General features: G+C 42.3%; 14 protein-coding genes. 11 read left to right on the top strand and 3 right to left on the bottom strand.

Annotated elements, in window-relative coordinates; translation table 11 throughout:
* Positions 1-99 precede the first annotated feature (99 nt).
* The 6 genes from QE404_RS05250 to QE404_RS05225 all read left to right on the top strand — a co-directional run bounded on the left by QE404_RS05250 (position 100) and on the right by QE404_RS05225 (position 6,039).
* Positions 100-591 carry a helix-turn-helix domain-containing protein gene (locus QE404_RS05250; protein WP_307447445.1) on the top strand — a complete coding sequence of 164 codons (492 nt, stop codon included), beginning with the start codon at positions 100-102 and terminating at the stop codon, positions 589-591.
* 112 nt (positions 592-703) lie between these two features.
* A complete protein-coding gene (locus tag QE404_RS05245) occupies positions 704-1,420 on the top strand; it encodes an IS3 family transposase (protein WP_307447442.1) in 717 nt (238 codons plus the stop codon).
* Between the two features lie 358 nt (positions 1,421-1,778).
* Positions 1,779-2,375: a Crp/Fnr family transcriptional regulator gene (locus QE404_RS05240; RefSeq protein WP_307447440.1), complete on the top strand. Its 597-nt coding sequence runs from the start codon at positions 1,779-1,781 to the stop codon at positions 2,373-2,375.
* A 287-nt stretch (positions 2,376-2,662) separates the two neighbouring features.
* Positions 2,663-3,760: a glycosyltransferase gene (locus QE404_RS05235; protein ID WP_307447437.1), complete on the top strand. Its 1,098-nt coding sequence runs from the start codon at positions 2,663-2,665 to the stop codon at positions 3,758-3,760.
* Positions 3,753-4,862, top strand: coding sequence for a UDP-galactopyranose mutase (gene glf, locus QE404_RS05230; protein WP_307447435.1), 1,110 nt, complete (start codon positions 3,753-3,755; stop codon positions 4,860-4,862). Before QE404_RS05235 ends, glf begins: the two co-directional genes overlap by 8 nt.
* Positions 4,846-6,039 (top strand): hypothetical protein, encoded by a 1,194-nt coding sequence (locus QE404_RS05225; RefSeq protein WP_307447432.1) that lies wholly within the window; start codon positions 4,846-4,848, stop codon positions 6,037-6,039. The genes glf and QE404_RS05225 overlap by 17 nt, the downstream gene beginning before the upstream one ends.
* A gap of 42 nt (positions 6,040-6,081) precedes the next feature.
* Here the strand turns inward: QE404_RS05225 and QE404_RS05220 are convergent, their stop codons facing one another.
* Complete coding sequence (locus tag QE404_RS05220; RefSeq protein ID WP_307447429.1) at positions 6,082-6,549, bottom strand: Lrp/AsnC family transcriptional regulator; 468 nt, start codon at positions 6,547-6,549, stop codon at positions 6,082-6,084.
* A 108-nt stretch (positions 6,550-6,657) separates the two neighbouring features.
* On the opposite strand from QE404_RS05220, the gene QE404_RS05215 reads away from it, so the two are divergent.
* The 3 genes from QE404_RS05215 to QE404_RS05205 all read left to right on the top strand — a co-directional run bounded on the left by QE404_RS05215 (position 6,658) and on the right by QE404_RS05205 (position 9,899).
* Positions 6,658-7,116: a carboxymuconolactone decarboxylase family protein gene (locus QE404_RS05215; protein ID WP_307447425.1), complete on the top strand. Its 459-nt coding sequence runs from the start codon at positions 6,658-6,660 to the stop codon at positions 7,114-7,116.
* A 284-nt stretch (positions 7,117-7,400) separates the two neighbouring features.
* A complete protein-coding gene (locus QE404_RS05210) occupies positions 7,401-8,645 on the top strand; it encodes an MFS transporter (RefSeq protein ID WP_307447423.1) in 1,245 nt (414 codons plus the stop codon).
* A gap of 6 nt (positions 8,646-8,651) precedes the next feature.
* On the top strand, positions 8,652-9,899 hold the full coding sequence (locus tag QE404_RS05205) for an arsenic transporter (protein WP_307447420.1): 1,248 nt from the start codon (positions 8,652-8,654) through the stop codon (positions 9,897-9,899).
* Between the two features lie 153 nt (positions 9,900-10,052).
* On the opposite strand, the gene QE404_RS05200 is transcribed toward QE404_RS05205, so the two are convergent.
* A complete protein-coding gene (locus tag QE404_RS05200) occupies positions 10,053-10,439 on the bottom strand; it encodes a response regulator (protein ID WP_307447418.1) in 387 nt (128 codons plus the stop codon).
* Between the two features lie 2 nt (positions 10,440-10,441).
* Positions 10,442-11,983 carry a PAS domain-containing sensor histidine kinase gene (locus tag QE404_RS05195; RefSeq protein ID WP_307447414.1) on the bottom strand — a complete coding sequence of 514 codons (1,542 nt, stop codon included), beginning with the start codon at positions 11,981-11,983 and terminating at the stop codon, positions 10,442-10,444.
* Positions 11,984-12,271: 288 nt separating this feature from the next.
* On the opposite strand from QE404_RS05195, the gene QE404_RS05190 reads away from it, so the two are divergent.
* On the top strand, positions 12,272-12,952 hold the full coding sequence (locus QE404_RS05190; RefSeq protein ID WP_307447412.1) for a DUF421 domain-containing protein: 681 nt from the start codon (positions 12,272-12,274) through the stop codon (positions 12,950-12,952).
* Between the two features lie 49 nt (positions 12,953-13,001).
* Positions 13,002-14,135, top strand: coding sequence for a cysteine desulfurase family protein (locus QE404_RS05185; RefSeq protein ID WP_307447410.1), 1,134 nt, complete (start codon positions 13,002-13,004; stop codon positions 14,133-14,135).
* Positions 14,136-14,174: the final 39 nt, after the last annotated feature.

Here is a 14,174-nt window from a genome sequence, read left to right as displayed (position 1 = left end):
ATAAAATCCTCCGGTATGTGAACTGCCCCCAAAAAGTTAGACACTTTTTAAGGGCAGTTTTTTATGTATAGAAAAGAAAAATTTAGCGTTGCTTTCAAATTGGAATGTATCGAACTTCACAAAAATTCTTATCGTTCGATTGAATCTATAGCAACAGAAAAAGGATTTAACGAGAGTAATCTTCGCAAGTGGATCGGCTTTTATAACAAGTACGGAATATCGGGATTAGAGCCGAGAAAAAACAAAAGCTATTCCGCATGGTTCAAGCTTAAAGTGTTGAAAGCCATCAATACGGAGTTCATCTCACAAAGAGAAGCTTGTGTCAGGTTTGATATCCCTGCCCAGTCTACCGTCTTGAATTGGCAGCGTGATTACGAGAAAAGTGGTATTTTAGGTTTGGAAAACAAACCTACAGGAAGACCAAAAAAAATGAGTGATTACAAACGTAAGAAAAGGAAGTCCGACAAGCCATTGACAAGGGAAGAAGAACTTTTATTGGAGAACGAAAGGCTGCGTGCCGAGAACGATTTTCTAAAAAAGCTAGACGCCTTAACTCTCAAAAAGAACAAGCAGAGGCCATCGAAGAATTAAGGCAAAAATATGATCTGTCAGTCCTACTGGATTGTACAGGTATGGCCAGGAGCAGTTTCTATTACCATCAGAAAATGCTTCAGAAGAATGATAAATATGCAGAGATTAAACCTTGATAAAACAGATCTATCACAGGCACAAAGGGCGGTTCGGATATCGTCGCATCACTTTGGTAATGAAAGAAAAAGGAATTATCATCAATCACAAGACAGTCATGAAACTAATGAAAGTTCTGGGACTCAAAAGTATCATAAGGGTCAGGAAATACCAGTCCTATAGAGGCGAACAAGGCAGTATAGCGCCGAATGTTTTGGAGAGAAACTTCCAGGCAGACCGCCCGAACAGCAAATGGGCAACTGATGTGACGGAGTTCAATGTCTCTGGAAATAAACTGTACCTGTCCCCGATAATTGACCTTTATAACGGAGAGATCATCAGTTACGATCTTTCAGAAAGGCCAGTCTTTGCACAAGTGGTGAATATGCTCAAAAAGGGGCTTAGGAAAATCAGAAATACGGAAAATCTCATTCTCCATTCGGACCAGGGCTGGCAATATCAGATGAAAGCCTATCAGATACTTTTGAAAGAAAAAGGAATCATCCAAAGTATGTCCAGAAAAGGAAACTGCCTGGACAATGCCGTGATAGAGAATTTCTTCGGGACGTTAAAATCTGAGATGTTCTACACCAAGAAGTTTGGAACAATTGATGAACTTAAAAAAGAAATAAAAGAATACATTAATTACTACAACCACGACAGGATAAGACTCAATCTAAAAGGAAAGAGCCCGGTAATGTACCGAACTCTTTCATCTAATAATATTGTTTAATTTTGTCTAAAATTTTGGGTGCAGTCTAATGACCGGAGGATTTTATGTTTATATTATTGAATGCATTATATTGAATTGCAACAAATGGCCTTTGTTTTTATTTTAAAGTCATACATTCAAAAATCAATAATTAAACTGTTATAATTCGTGCTCTACCAGTACTGAACAGAGATATCAGACAGTAAAGTCAATCAGATAATCACAAAACTTAAAATCCGGTATAAATTTGGCTTTATTTTATTTAATACGAAATAATTTTATCTTAATTGAAATGTAAACGAATAAACAGATCCGGATATGGTTTTTTTGTATAAAAAAACAATAACTTGCATGATCAATACACCTAAAAACTGTCACAATGCTAATCGAAGAAGAACTTTTGCTTTCCTACGGAGCTGTTATTGAAGATTATGGCCGTTCGCACATTATTTTCGACGAAGGCGATATCCCCAAATTTTATTACCAGATCGTTAAAGGCCGCATTAAGCTTAATCATTACAATGAAGACGGAAAAGAGCTTATCCTGGCTATCTTAAGCCCTGGACTCAGTGTATGTGAGCTGTTACTCTTCATTGAGAAAAAATACCCCGTTAATGCTGTGGTTTTCGAGCAGTGTACTGTTTTGAAACTTCCCAAATCTAATTTTGTACGATTAATGGATGAAAATCCGCCAATTTCTCGAGACGTTAATAAGTTCCTGTCTGAAAGATTATATTACAAATACATTATGCTGCAAAACAATTCCTCTATGTATGCAGACGTACGGATCATAGGCGTATTGGATTATCACAAAAGTTTTTATGAAGATCAGAGAAAATTCTCTTTTGAAGTGCCTTTAACAAGGCAACAACTGGCTTCCATGACCGGACTTCGGGTGGAGACCGTCATCAGGACCATAAAAAAACTGGAGCAACAGGGAATTGTAAAGGTAATCAACAGGAAGATCTATTACTGATACCATCATTAAATTACAGGCCCAATCTATTGATCAAAATCTATTTTGTTAAATTGTACTGAAAATGTTTGATAAAAGATAAAAATTCCGGACATTTCATGAACAGAATTCTCCATACCGGATATGACTCTAATCATATCCGGTCTTTTTTATTTATAAGTACTTTTACTTACAGCTAAGACCTTTTGAGGCCTTATTTACACATTAATTAATATTGATTATGTCGGTTTCCTCAAGAGGTCATCTTATGATTCCGGAGAGGATATTGACTCAAACACCACCACTTTATGCAAAATATATTATGTTTCAGCCACCTGTCGTGGAATTTTGTCTATCAGCGGCCTCAACATTTATTGAGCCGTTTCGCCAGAAACTATCACATTTATTATTTCGAGGAACCGCGTTTTGGAGAGTGTGATGAACTGACGGTAAGTTCGCAGGACGGGATTTCCCTTGTTCAGTTCACTATAACGCATGAAGGTGAAGAGCGCAACCTAAAGCTCAGGAATATGATCGATCTTTTCCTGAAGCAGCAATCCATCAGACATTTCTCCTGCTGGTACTATACTCCGATGGCTCTTGAATATACCGCTCATCTGGAACCGGATATTGTTATTTATGATTCCATGGACGAGCTTTCCGCTTTCCGTTTTGCTCCGCCTCAGCTTATTGAGCTAGAAAATGAACTTTTCAAAAAAGCGGATGTCGTATTTACAGGAGGACATACGCTGTATCAGGCCAAGAAAAACAGACACCACAACATTCATCCGTTTCCAAGCAGCATCGATAAAAAACATTTCGAAGCTGCACGTTACAACAGAGTAGAGCCGGAAGACCAGAAAAACATCCCACATCCGAGATTCGGGTTTTACGGGGTTATTGATGAAAGGTTTGACATCGAGCTCCTGAAAGAGGTTTCAGCCAAAAGACCCGAATGGCAATTTGTGATCATCGGACCGGTAGTGAAAATAGATATTAATGATCTTCCAAAGGCAGAAAACATCCACTATCTGGGTTCTAAAAAATATGATGAACTCCCTGTATACATCAGTCACTGGGATATTGCACTGGTTCTGTTTGCGCTTAATGAATCTACCGAATTCATCAGTCCGACAAAAACTCCAGAGTATCTGGCCGCAGGCCTTCCGGTTATTTCCACACGCATAAAAGATGTAGTTAATCCTTACGGAGATGCCGATCTGGTATATATCGCTGATGATGCCAATACATTTATCCAGCATGCAGAAAATGAACTGAATAAAAAATCTCGTGAAGAGTGGCTGATGCAGGTAGACGAATTCCTTTCTGACAATTCCTGGGACCATACCTTTGATAAAATGAATAAACTGATTAATAACCTTAAAATCCCCGTAGCGAATGTATGATTTTCTCATTGTAGGCTGCGGATTCGCAGGTGCCGTACTGGCAGAACGACTGGCCGATGCAGGAAAAAGAGTACTCCTTGTTGACAAGCGTGACCATATAGCGGGTAACGCGTATGATTATTATAACAAAGACGGAATCCTGATCCATAAATACGGTCCCCATATTTTTCATACCAATTCGGAGGAAGTATTTAAATACCTAAGCCTTTTTACAGAATGGCGGCCTTACGAACACAGGGTCCTGGGAAGTGTAGACGGACAACTGGTTCCCATTCCTATTAACTTAACTACCATAAACAAACTTTACGGAAGAAGCCTGACATCTGACGAGGTTAAAGATTTCCTTGCATCTAAAGCCGAAGAAAGAAGACCTGTATTAACTTCGGAAGATGTTGTATTGAATGCTGTAGGTAAAGAGCTCTACGAAAAATTCTTCAGAGGGTATACCAGAAAGCAATGGGACCTGGATCCTTCGGAACTGGATGCTTCGGTAACGGCAAGAGTTCCTACCCGCACCAACAGCGATGACCGTTATTTCACAGATACCTATCAGGCCATGCCAACAAACGGATATACAGAAATGTTCAAGAAAATGCTCACGCACAAGAGTATTCATGTTATGCTAAATACAGATTACAGGGATATTACGGAAATAATTCCCCATAAAAAATTAATCTATACCGGTCCAGTTGACGCATTTTTTGACTACCGGTTCGGAAAACTCCCCTATAGATCCATTAATTTCCGTTTTGAAACACTAGACCGGGAAAATTACCAGCCGACCGGAACGGTCAATTATCCTACGTCTAACCTCTATACCAGAATTACAGAATTCAAACATCTTACAGGACAGACCCATCATAAAACCGCAATCGTCTATGAGTACCCTACTGCTGAAGGCGATCCCTACTACCCTATTCCGAGAAAGGAAAATCAGGAAGTATACAATCAGTACAGAAAACTGGCAGAAGAAGAAAAAGATGTTTATTTTACAGGACGCCTGGGAACATACAAGTATTATAATATGGACCAGGTGGTTGCTCAGTCACTGGCTTTATTCAGAAAGATCATAAAAGAAGATTTAGATGGCCTACAGCAATGATTTCACTTATGGTGGTAATCCATTCAAATCTTTCCTTATGGGAGGATTTGAGTGTGCCGACCATCAAAATGCCTTCGGAGAAAGAATCGATATGATTAAACTTACCGGCCACAATGCATTTCTTAAAGAGGATTATGAGCGGCTAAGGGTGTTCGATATCCGGACAGTGCGTGAAGGCATCCGCTGGAGCCATGTGGAAAAACACCCGTATCAGTATGACTGGACGGAGGTGGATACAATGATCATGTATTCTGGTGAAGCAGGCATACAGGTGATCTGGGACATCTGCCATTTTGGTTTCCCGGATGATCTTACTCCTTTGCATCCCATGTTTCCAAGGCGGTTTGCACACCTTTGCAAAGCATTTGCAGAGCATTACAGGAGCATGGTCCCGGACGACACCTTAATTATCACGCCAATCAACGAAGTCAGTTTTTTATCCTGGTTAGGCGGTGACGCCAAAGGAACTTCACCATACTGTACTACACAGGGATGGGAAGTAAAATACTGCCTGATGAAAGCATATATCGAAGGAATCGAAAGTATGAAAGAAGTTGATCCTGGAATCCGCATTATGACAACGGAACCACTTATCCATGTGGTATCTCCTTATCCTTCAGATGAAGAATCGATTCTGAAGGCTGCGGCTAAACATGAGCAGCAGTTCCAGGTCCTTGATATGTTAAGCGGGAAAATCTGCCCGGAGCTCGGTGGGAAACCTGAATACCTGGATATTATGGGTGTTAATTTCTATTTCAATAATCAATGGACCAGTACTCATCACGACCTGATCCCATGGGGCGAACTCCCTCCACATCATTTATGGAAACCTCTCCATACGTTGATTGAAGAAATGTTCCTGCGGTACGGAAGACCTGTCGTTATTTCAGAGACCAGCCACCCCGGCGAACATCGTCCCCAATGGCTGGATAGCATAGCTGAAGAATGCCTTTCTATGCTGAAAAACGGGCTGCCTTTGTATGGCTGCTGTATTTATCCCCTGATTGACAGACCAGACTGGGATTTTCCGGCTCTGGAATGGCATCATAGCGGAATATGGGATATATATAATCCGCAAGGCCTTGAAAGAATCCCACATGCGGAAAGTATACGCAGTCTTGAAAAGTTCAGCCGTGCTGTTTCTGATCTTGTCCTCTCTACCTCGTACGAGCAATAATATACTACCAATCCATCCTTCATACAATGGACGGTATGATCTTTATGACTTTTTCAGTTTACTTTTATGAAGAGTAAAAAAATTAGGCATTCCGACCTCTGAAAGGCGGATTGCGGTAGAAGGAATCCCATAACGGATCAGTCTGTCAATAAGATGTTCCAGGTGGCTGTTATCTTTTAGAACCGCTTCCGCGACAAGGCAGTATTCTCCGGTAACCCTTTTACAACTTGTAATTTCCGGAAACTGCTGCAGCTGATTGAGAAATATTTTGAAATCATCATTTCTGAATTTCAGATGGATTAAAACAGGCAGTGAATACCCGATCAGGCTGTAGTCCACTTCTATTCCAAATTTCTTAATCACACCCCGGTCTACCAATGAAATGACACGTTCTTTAGCCGCTGACTGCGAAAGCCCAATCAGCCTGCCAATTTCAGCATAACTAAGCCTTGCATTATCATTCAGCAATTCCAGAATATTATAGTCATAATGATCTAAAACGATTTTCACTTTACAATTATTTTAAAAAAGCGAATTTAGTTTAAATTTTATATGATGGCAATTAAAACCATTTGACCGAAGACTTTTTTAAGTGGAACTTTGCTGAAAATAAACAAAATGACAAGAATTGAATTTTCAGACAACGGCAATACTGCATTTGAAAAATTATTAGGACATAACCCGCTGATACTCGATCAGTGGAACAGGCTTGAAGGAATATTCTGGAGAGATACTACTCTTGATTCATTGCTATTGGAGCAGGTACGACGGGCAATGGCCTTTGAAAACGGCTGTGAATACTGTATGGTTAAAGGAGGACGACCGGATTTTGATCCTGCCCAGCTTAAGATGTCAATCGCCTCAGGTTTTGCTGAGCTCTTCTGCAAAGATCACCGTGCTATACAAAAGGCCCATTTCGATATGCTGAAAGAATATTTCAGCGACCGGGAAATTTCAGAACTCTGTGCATTCATCGCTTTTATCCATGCTTCACAAAAACTCGGCAGGATTTTCAACCTTACTGAAGAATATCAGCAACATGCGGTAACCAACATGAATGCACTCAATAAGGATTAGCATGAAATCTATACTGATTTAAATTTTAAAAGACGATGCCGGGAATAGTATTTTTCGGCATTGTTTTTGAACCGAGCCAATGCGGAAGGAGTGATCAGGAGGTAGCTGACGGAATATGTACAAGAAAGAATAAAACCCAACTCCATATGTTTACCTAGGGAAATAACCTCTGAATAATATAATGGTTGGCTAGTTATTTATTATGGCTAAGGGTACAGACATAATCATCTCCATCTTCTGCGTAACCATACGTCAATACAGCACAAAATACTGATTATACATTTATGAAAACAGCTTCTCCAAATGCACCGCGCGTGCTGTGGGCATTGCAGGCCTTAAATTTCTTTATGGCAGATATGCAGGCAGGAATCGGACCTTTCCTGGGTATTTTTTTACTGGCCAATGGCTGGAAAAGCGGGCCTATCGGTACTGTGATGACTATAGGCGGTGTAGCCGGAATGCTGATGACGGCACCCGCAGGAGCTGCTATCGATGCCACCACCCATAAAAGGCGGTATGTTATTATTCCCGGCATCTGTACCGTTCTGGCATCAGCGCTCATCCTGATCTCACAAAATTTCTGGCTGGTAACACTTTCTCAGGTCGCCACCGCGATTGCCGGTGCAGCTATAGGGCCTGCCGTAGTGGGGATTACCCTAGGGATTGTAAAGCAGAAAGGCTTTAACCGCCAAAATGGATATAACCAGGCTTTTAACCACGCCGGTAATGTGGTAGGAGCAGGTCTGTCCGGTTATCTGGGAATGAAATTCGGGATGCCGGCCATCTTTGCGCTCTCTGCACTATTTGGCGTTTTGTCTATGATCAGTATTCTGATGATCCCTGCCAAAAGTATTGATGATAAAGCCGCAAGAGGCCTTAAAACAGATGAGTCTGGTGATGAAAAGGCCAGTGGGCTAAAGGTCCTGCTGAACTGCAAGCCTTTGCTGATCCTGGCAGCGGCCCTGGCGTGCTTCCACCTTGGAAACGGTGCACTGTTACCTCTGTATGGGATGGCTGCGGCTGAAAAAATGCAGAATAATGCTTCTATGTTTGTAGCCCTGACCGTCATTATTGCGCAACTCGTTATGATCGTAGCTTCTATTGTTGCAATGAAAATGGCAGAAAGCAAAGGATATTGGCTTGTCATGCTCATTTCATTTGTTGCTTTACCACTCAGGGGATTCATTGCCTCACATATGATCAGCCATATCGGCCTGTATCCTGTACAGATTCTGGATGGGATTGGTGCAGGTCTCCAGAGCGTTGCGGTGCCTGGACTGGTGGCTCATATCCTTAATGGAACGGGAAGGATTAATGTGGGACAGGGAGCGGTAATGACCGTTCAGGGGCTGGGTGCATCCCTTAGCCCGGCTATCGGCGGTTGGATAGCCCAAAAAATTGATTACAGTTCTGCTTTTCTCCTCCTGGGCGGTTTTGCTCTTGTTTCCATCGCACTCTGGCTGGTTTATTCCAAAACCATGATCCGGGAATGTGGTCATACTGTTAAAGAACAACTTATCAAAGAATAAAATCCCATGGATTCTACTATTTTTATCTGCATCATTGCTGCATTGGCTACGGCAGGCGTCATCATCAGACCGTTTAAACTTCCGGAAGCTGTCTGGGCCGTAAGCGGAGCCGTATTGATGCTTCTGTTAGGCTTAATTTCATGGTCGAATGCGTGGACCGGGGTAGCAAAAGGAACGGATGTTTACCTCTTTCTTATCGGAATGATGATGCTTGCAGAATCTGCTCGGCAGGAGGGCCTTTTCGACTGGCTGGCCTGCCATGCGACCAAGGTTTCCGGTGGCTCCGCAGTTAAACTCTTTATACTGATCTACATAGTTGGACTGGTCGTTACTACTTTTATGTCTAATGACGCTACCGCAGTGGTTCTTACACCGGCAGTGGCAGCAGCCATGCAAAGCGCCAAAGTAAAGCAGCCACTTCCCTATCTTCTGATCTGCGCCTTTATAGCAAATGCCGCTTCTTTTATCCTGCCGATTTCCAATCCGGCCAATCTTGTGATTTACGGAAGCCATATGCCTACCCTTACCACATGGCTCAGTACCTACCTTCTTCCATCTTTCTTTGCAGTAACCATAACCTTTATCATGCTGATGCTTACCCAGCGGAAACATCTTCGTGAATCCATCGCTACAGATATTATGATCCAGCCTCTGCAGAAAGGCGGCCGTATAGCACTGGCAGGCATTATTATCACGAGCATTGTACTGATCACGGCGTCTGCGCTCAATTGGGAACTTGGACTTCCAACCGCTATTGCCGGAGTCGGTACGGCATTTATTGTTGCTCTTGGAGCACGGCAGAATCCATTACGGCTGATACGCCATATTTCATGGTCGGTACTTCCGTTGGTAGCCGGGCTGTTTGTTTTGGTGGAAGCATTAAACAGTACAGGACTTATTGGTTCCCTGAGTAGCATTTTAGCCGATCACGCACGCACCTCTCCCGATACTACGGCCTGGGTAAGCGGTTCTGCCCTGGCCTTCGGCAGCAACCTGATCAACAATCTTCCTGCCGGACTTATTGCAGGCAGCACAGCTTCAGCTGAACACTTTCCAGCCATTGTAAGAAGCTGTATCCTTATTGGAGTGGATCTGGGACCTAATCTTTCTGTAACAGGATCCTTAGCCACCATCCTTTGGCTTACGGAACTGAGGCGTCACGGGCATTCCATCAGCGCCTGGCAATTCCTGAAAATAGGCTCACTGGTAATGATCCCTGCCCTGATTGCAGCGTTTGCAGCATTGTGGATATAACCTGCTGAAATCAATAGTGAAGTATAAGGCCTGGATTTTAATCACAACAAGATACAATACCATTTATCTATCATAACAAATCCTGCCTTCTATCAGAAAGCAGGATTTTAATTTTGCAGATTTTAGGAACGGCCTGTATTCCAGAGAATCGATTTATAGACTTATACTTCCTTGTTTATTTTTTAACAAATCTTCAATGGTATCAATCAGTTCGTCCATATCAAAAGGTTTGGAGAGAAATGCATCTGCTCCGGCATCCATAGCGATGTCATCCCCGTCCCTGCTGGCTGAAAGGATGATCACCGGCAAGTGGCTGATGTTCTGATCGGCCCGAATAGCCCTTACTACCTGGTCACCGGATAATACCGGCATCCATAGATCCAGAAGGATCAGATCTGGCTGATTTTTTTTAATTTCAGAAATAAGATTGGTACTGTTGATTTCCGTAAAAGCAGTGTAACCGCTGGAATCAAGCATCATTTCAATAACGTCCAGCACTCCCTGGTCATCATCACAAACCATAATTTTTTTAGCTTCCATATTTATTTTTTGCTTATCGGTAATGTAAAACTGAATGTCGAACCTTCTCCCACCTCACTTTCCACCCAAAGGGTTCCGTTATGGTTGGCAATGATCTCATGGCTGATATACAGCCCTATCCCCATGCCAGGAAATTTTTTCTGTATATCTCCTGCCCTGTAAAAGCGTTCAAAAATCCTCGGCTTATCCTGAGCACTTATGCCCATCCCGAAATCCCTGATTGAAATTTTAACAAAATTGCTCACCTTGGCAATATGGATTTCTATTTTCTTGGACCCCGGAGAATACTTGATAGCGTTGGAAACAAGATTATTAACCACTTGGGAGATCTGGGATTCGTCACCCCTGATAATTGCCCCTGATTTTCCTGAAACATTGATTTCGTAGCCCGGAACCGTCAATGCAATATTATCCACCGTATCTTTAACAAGATGATCGATATCAAACGGCTCGATATGCAACTCAATATTCCCGGACTGTATCCTTGAGGTATCCAGCAGTTCAGAAATCAGGTTATTGAGCCGGTCTACATAAACTGCTACCTTCATGAGGGTAGCCTTGTACTTTTCTGTAATTCCGCCTTCCTGCATCCGCTGAAGGAGCTGTACCAGGCCCTTTATCGTAGTGAGTGGCGTTTTAAGCTCATGGCTGGCAATAGAAAGGAAATCATCTTTGCGGCGCTCTATTTCACGGCGATCCGTAATATCTTCTATAGCCAGCAAAATCCTGTCTTTGTACTGACCGTCATGTTCTATACGATAGGCGTTAAGCAGCATCAGCTTTTTTCCGATATGGGGAAAGTTGTGCTCTACTTCAAAGTCAATTACCGGATTGTTGGTAGGGAGGATCTTTACAAGGAGTTCTTTCAGCAAGTCGATATCCCATTGGTGATTTCCAAGTTCGTACAATATCTTGCCCACTGTTTCCTCGGATGAAACCTTAAAGGTCTTCAGAAAATGGCCGTTGGCACTCAGCACCCTGAAATCCGGGTCAAGTACCAATAGGCTTTCCCTTACCGTCTGGATGATACTGGACAGAAAGATTTGATTTTCCCTCAGCTCCTTGGTCCTTTCCTGAATTTTATGTTCTACGGATGCCTTCTCTTCAATAAGGTCGTGCTCAGCTTTCTTGCGCGCAGTAATATCATTCTGGACCCCTATAAAGTGTGTAATTTCTCCCTGTGGATTTTTTACCGGAGAAAGGTAAAGTTCATTCCAGAACAAATCCCCGTTTTTCTTGTAATTACGGATTTCTACTTTACAATCAAGACCCTTTTCAATGCAGTCGCTCAATAATTTACGTTCCGGCTGAGACCTGTCCTGCGCCTGTAGAAAACGGCAGTTGTGCCCTATGATTTCATTCCTTGAATAGCCTGTAATTGTTTCAAAAGCACGGTTACAGTATACAATGGGATTGTCAGGTTGGTTGTTGTCTGTAATGATGATCCCTGAATTAGCTGAATCCAAAGCCTTGATATAGAGATCAAGGTGGTGATCGCCCTGGCTTCCGGATAATTCATGGAAATTGGTTTGTGAAGTATTCAATATGATAATTTTTACTGTGTTTATACAAAAATCCGGAACTGAATTTTATGACTCGGATCAGGAAAATCATCAAGTCCTAACCAAAAACTATGCCTCAAATGAGCTACCATTCAGAAAAATGTAAAGTCCTGAGAACAGACGATATACTGGTTTTTCGATATCCGCAATTCTTTTTAAACAAACCTCTTGTATCAATGCTGAAGCCTCTTCACGGCATATATCTTGTAATATGATGAAGTACTGCAACAGGTACAGGATTTGCCATTCTGTACTTTTAAAACAAAAAAAATGAATTGGGATGAAGTTTTCGTCGGTGACCTGAATTTTGATTTTGCCATTGAAATCATCGTCCGGACATTGATCATGTTTAGCATGGTTTTAATCGTGCTGCGGTTATCAGGCAAGAAAGGAGTACGTCAGCTTTCCTTATTCGAAGTCGCTATTATTATCGGATTAGGTTCGGCAGCAGGCGATCCTATGTTCAACAAGGAAACATCAATCCTACAGGCTATTGTTGTTTTCATTACGATTATTCTCCTCTACCGCGTCATTACCTTCTTTGCCGGCAAAAGCGAATTTTTTGAACGTATTGTTGAAGGCGATCCTATTTATGTTATTGAAAACGGGGAATTTGTACTGAAGAAAAGCGGTGATCATACTTTTGCGAAAGATGAGTTTTTTTCTGAAATGCGCCAGCAGAGCATTGACCATGTAGGACAGGTGAAAACCGCGATACTGGAGACTACCGGAAACATCAGCTTTTATTACTTTGCTGATGAAGATGTAGATTACGGATTACCGGTTCTTCCCAAGTTATATGCCAAAAAACTGAATGTTATTGATGAACCGGCTGTCTATGCATGTTCTTATTGCGCAAAGCCGGCCAGGCTGGAGCAAGGTAAAAATCGGTGCCCAAGATGCAATCGTCATGAATGGGTACTTGCCATCAATGACAAAAGACTGAACTGATAAAGATTCTCTCCTATTTTTTATCCACTTCTAAAAAAAGAAAATACCATTGAATCCTGAAAAAATCTACCTTGATAACAATGCCACGACCAGAATGGATGACCGTGTTCTGGAGGCTATGATCCCTTTCTTTACAACATATTATGAAAACGCAGGCAGTAGCCATCTTTCAGGAATGACTGTACAGGAATATGTTGAGGAAGCAGCCTGGAATATCGCTGAGCTTACCGGAGGACAACCGGAGGAATATATTTTTACATCCGGAGCAACAGAAGCAATTAATCTTGCCATTTCAGGCCTCGAACATTCCGGGCGGAAGCATATTGTTACACTATCTACAGAACATAAAGCAGTCCTTGATACCTGCCGCAACCTTGAGGATAGGGGTTATAATCTAACCGTACTGAAAGTGGAAACTACCGGCCTTATTGATCATGAAATCCTGAGAGCAGCCATTACGGATGAAACGCTTCTGGTCTGCGTGATGATGGTTAATAATGAAACCGGAATCATACAGGATGTGCAGACCATCAGTTTAATGGCGCACGAAAAAGGAGCGTTATTTTTGTGCGATGCTACTCAGGCTGTAGGCAAGATCCCGGTGGATGTATCCTCAATGGGAATTGATCTCATGCCTGTTTCAGCCCATAAATTCTATGGCCCGAAAGGTTCCGGGGCATTATACGTTTCAAGAGCGGCAAAAATAAAATTACAGCCGCAGATCCTGGGTGGCGGACAGCAGAAAAACAGGCGGAGCGGAACATTAAATGTACCCGGAATCATAGGATTAGGAAAGGCCTGTGAAATTGCAGCCCTCGAGATGGATACTGATGCAGCCAGAATCAGAGATCTCCGGGATACTCTTGAAAAAGAACTGCTTACCGTAAAAGGATCATTCATCAACGGAGTTCCTGAACACAGGCTGCATACAACTGCCAACATTTGTTTTCCTGGTATCAATGCGGAACAGATGATTATGGGTCTGCAGCATATCTCTGTATCCAACGGCTCGGCATGTTCTTCCGTTACAAGCCAGCCTTCACACGTTCTGACGGCAATGGGCCTGAGTGACGAAGAGGCACTCAATTCCATCAGGTTCAGCCTGGGAAAATTCAACACAATTACGGAAATCCTGCAAGCCGCTGCCAAAGTAAGGGAACTCATTGCCCAGTTCAGTTTATAAAAAAATCCTGCTTATAAAAAGCAGGATTCTCAAAGGTCT

Origin of the sequence: Chryseobacterium camelliae (genome assembly GCF_030818575.1) — a bacterium.
GTDB lineage: Bacteria > Bacteroidota > Bacteroidia > Flavobacteriales > Weeksellaceae > Chryseobacterium > Chryseobacterium camelliae_A.
This window is presented reverse-complemented; position numbering and strand designations above follow the sequence as displayed.

Bases quoted from the DNA above. Each gene is read 5' to 3' on its own strand.
- QE404_RS05240 (WP_307447440.1), top strand. From the start codon at position 1,779: ATGCTAATCGAAGAAGAACTTTTGCTTTCCTACGGAGCTGTTATTGAA.
- QE404_RS05235 (WP_307447437.1), top strand. From the start codon at position 2,663: ATGCAAAATATATTATGTTTCAGCCACCTGTCGTGGAATTTTGTCTAT.
- glf (WP_307447435.1), top strand. From the start codon at position 3,753: ATGTATGATTTTCTCATTGTAGGCTGCGGATTCGCAGGTGCCGTACTG.
- QE404_RS05225 (WP_307447432.1), top strand. From the start codon at position 4,846: ATGGCCTACAGCAATGATTTCACTTATGGTGGTAATCCATTCAAATCT.
- QE404_RS05215 (WP_307447425.1), top strand. From the start codon at position 6,658: ATGACAAGAATTGAATTTTCAGACAACGGCAATACTGCATTTGAAAAA.
- QE404_RS05210 (WP_307447423.1), top strand. From the start codon at position 7,401: ATGAAAACAGCTTCTCCAAATGCACCGCGCGTGCTGTGGGCATTGCAG.
- QE404_RS05205 (WP_307447420.1), top strand. From the start codon at position 8,652: ATGGATTCTACTATTTTTATCTGCATCATTGCTGCATTGGCTACGGCA.
- QE404_RS05200 (WP_307447418.1), bottom strand. From the start codon at position 10,439: ATGGAAGCTAAAAAAATTATGGTTTGTGATGATGACCAGGGAGTGCTG.
- QE404_RS05190 (WP_307447412.1), top strand. From the start codon at position 12,272: ATGAATTGGGATGAAGTTTTCGTCGGTGACCTGAATTTTGATTTTGCC.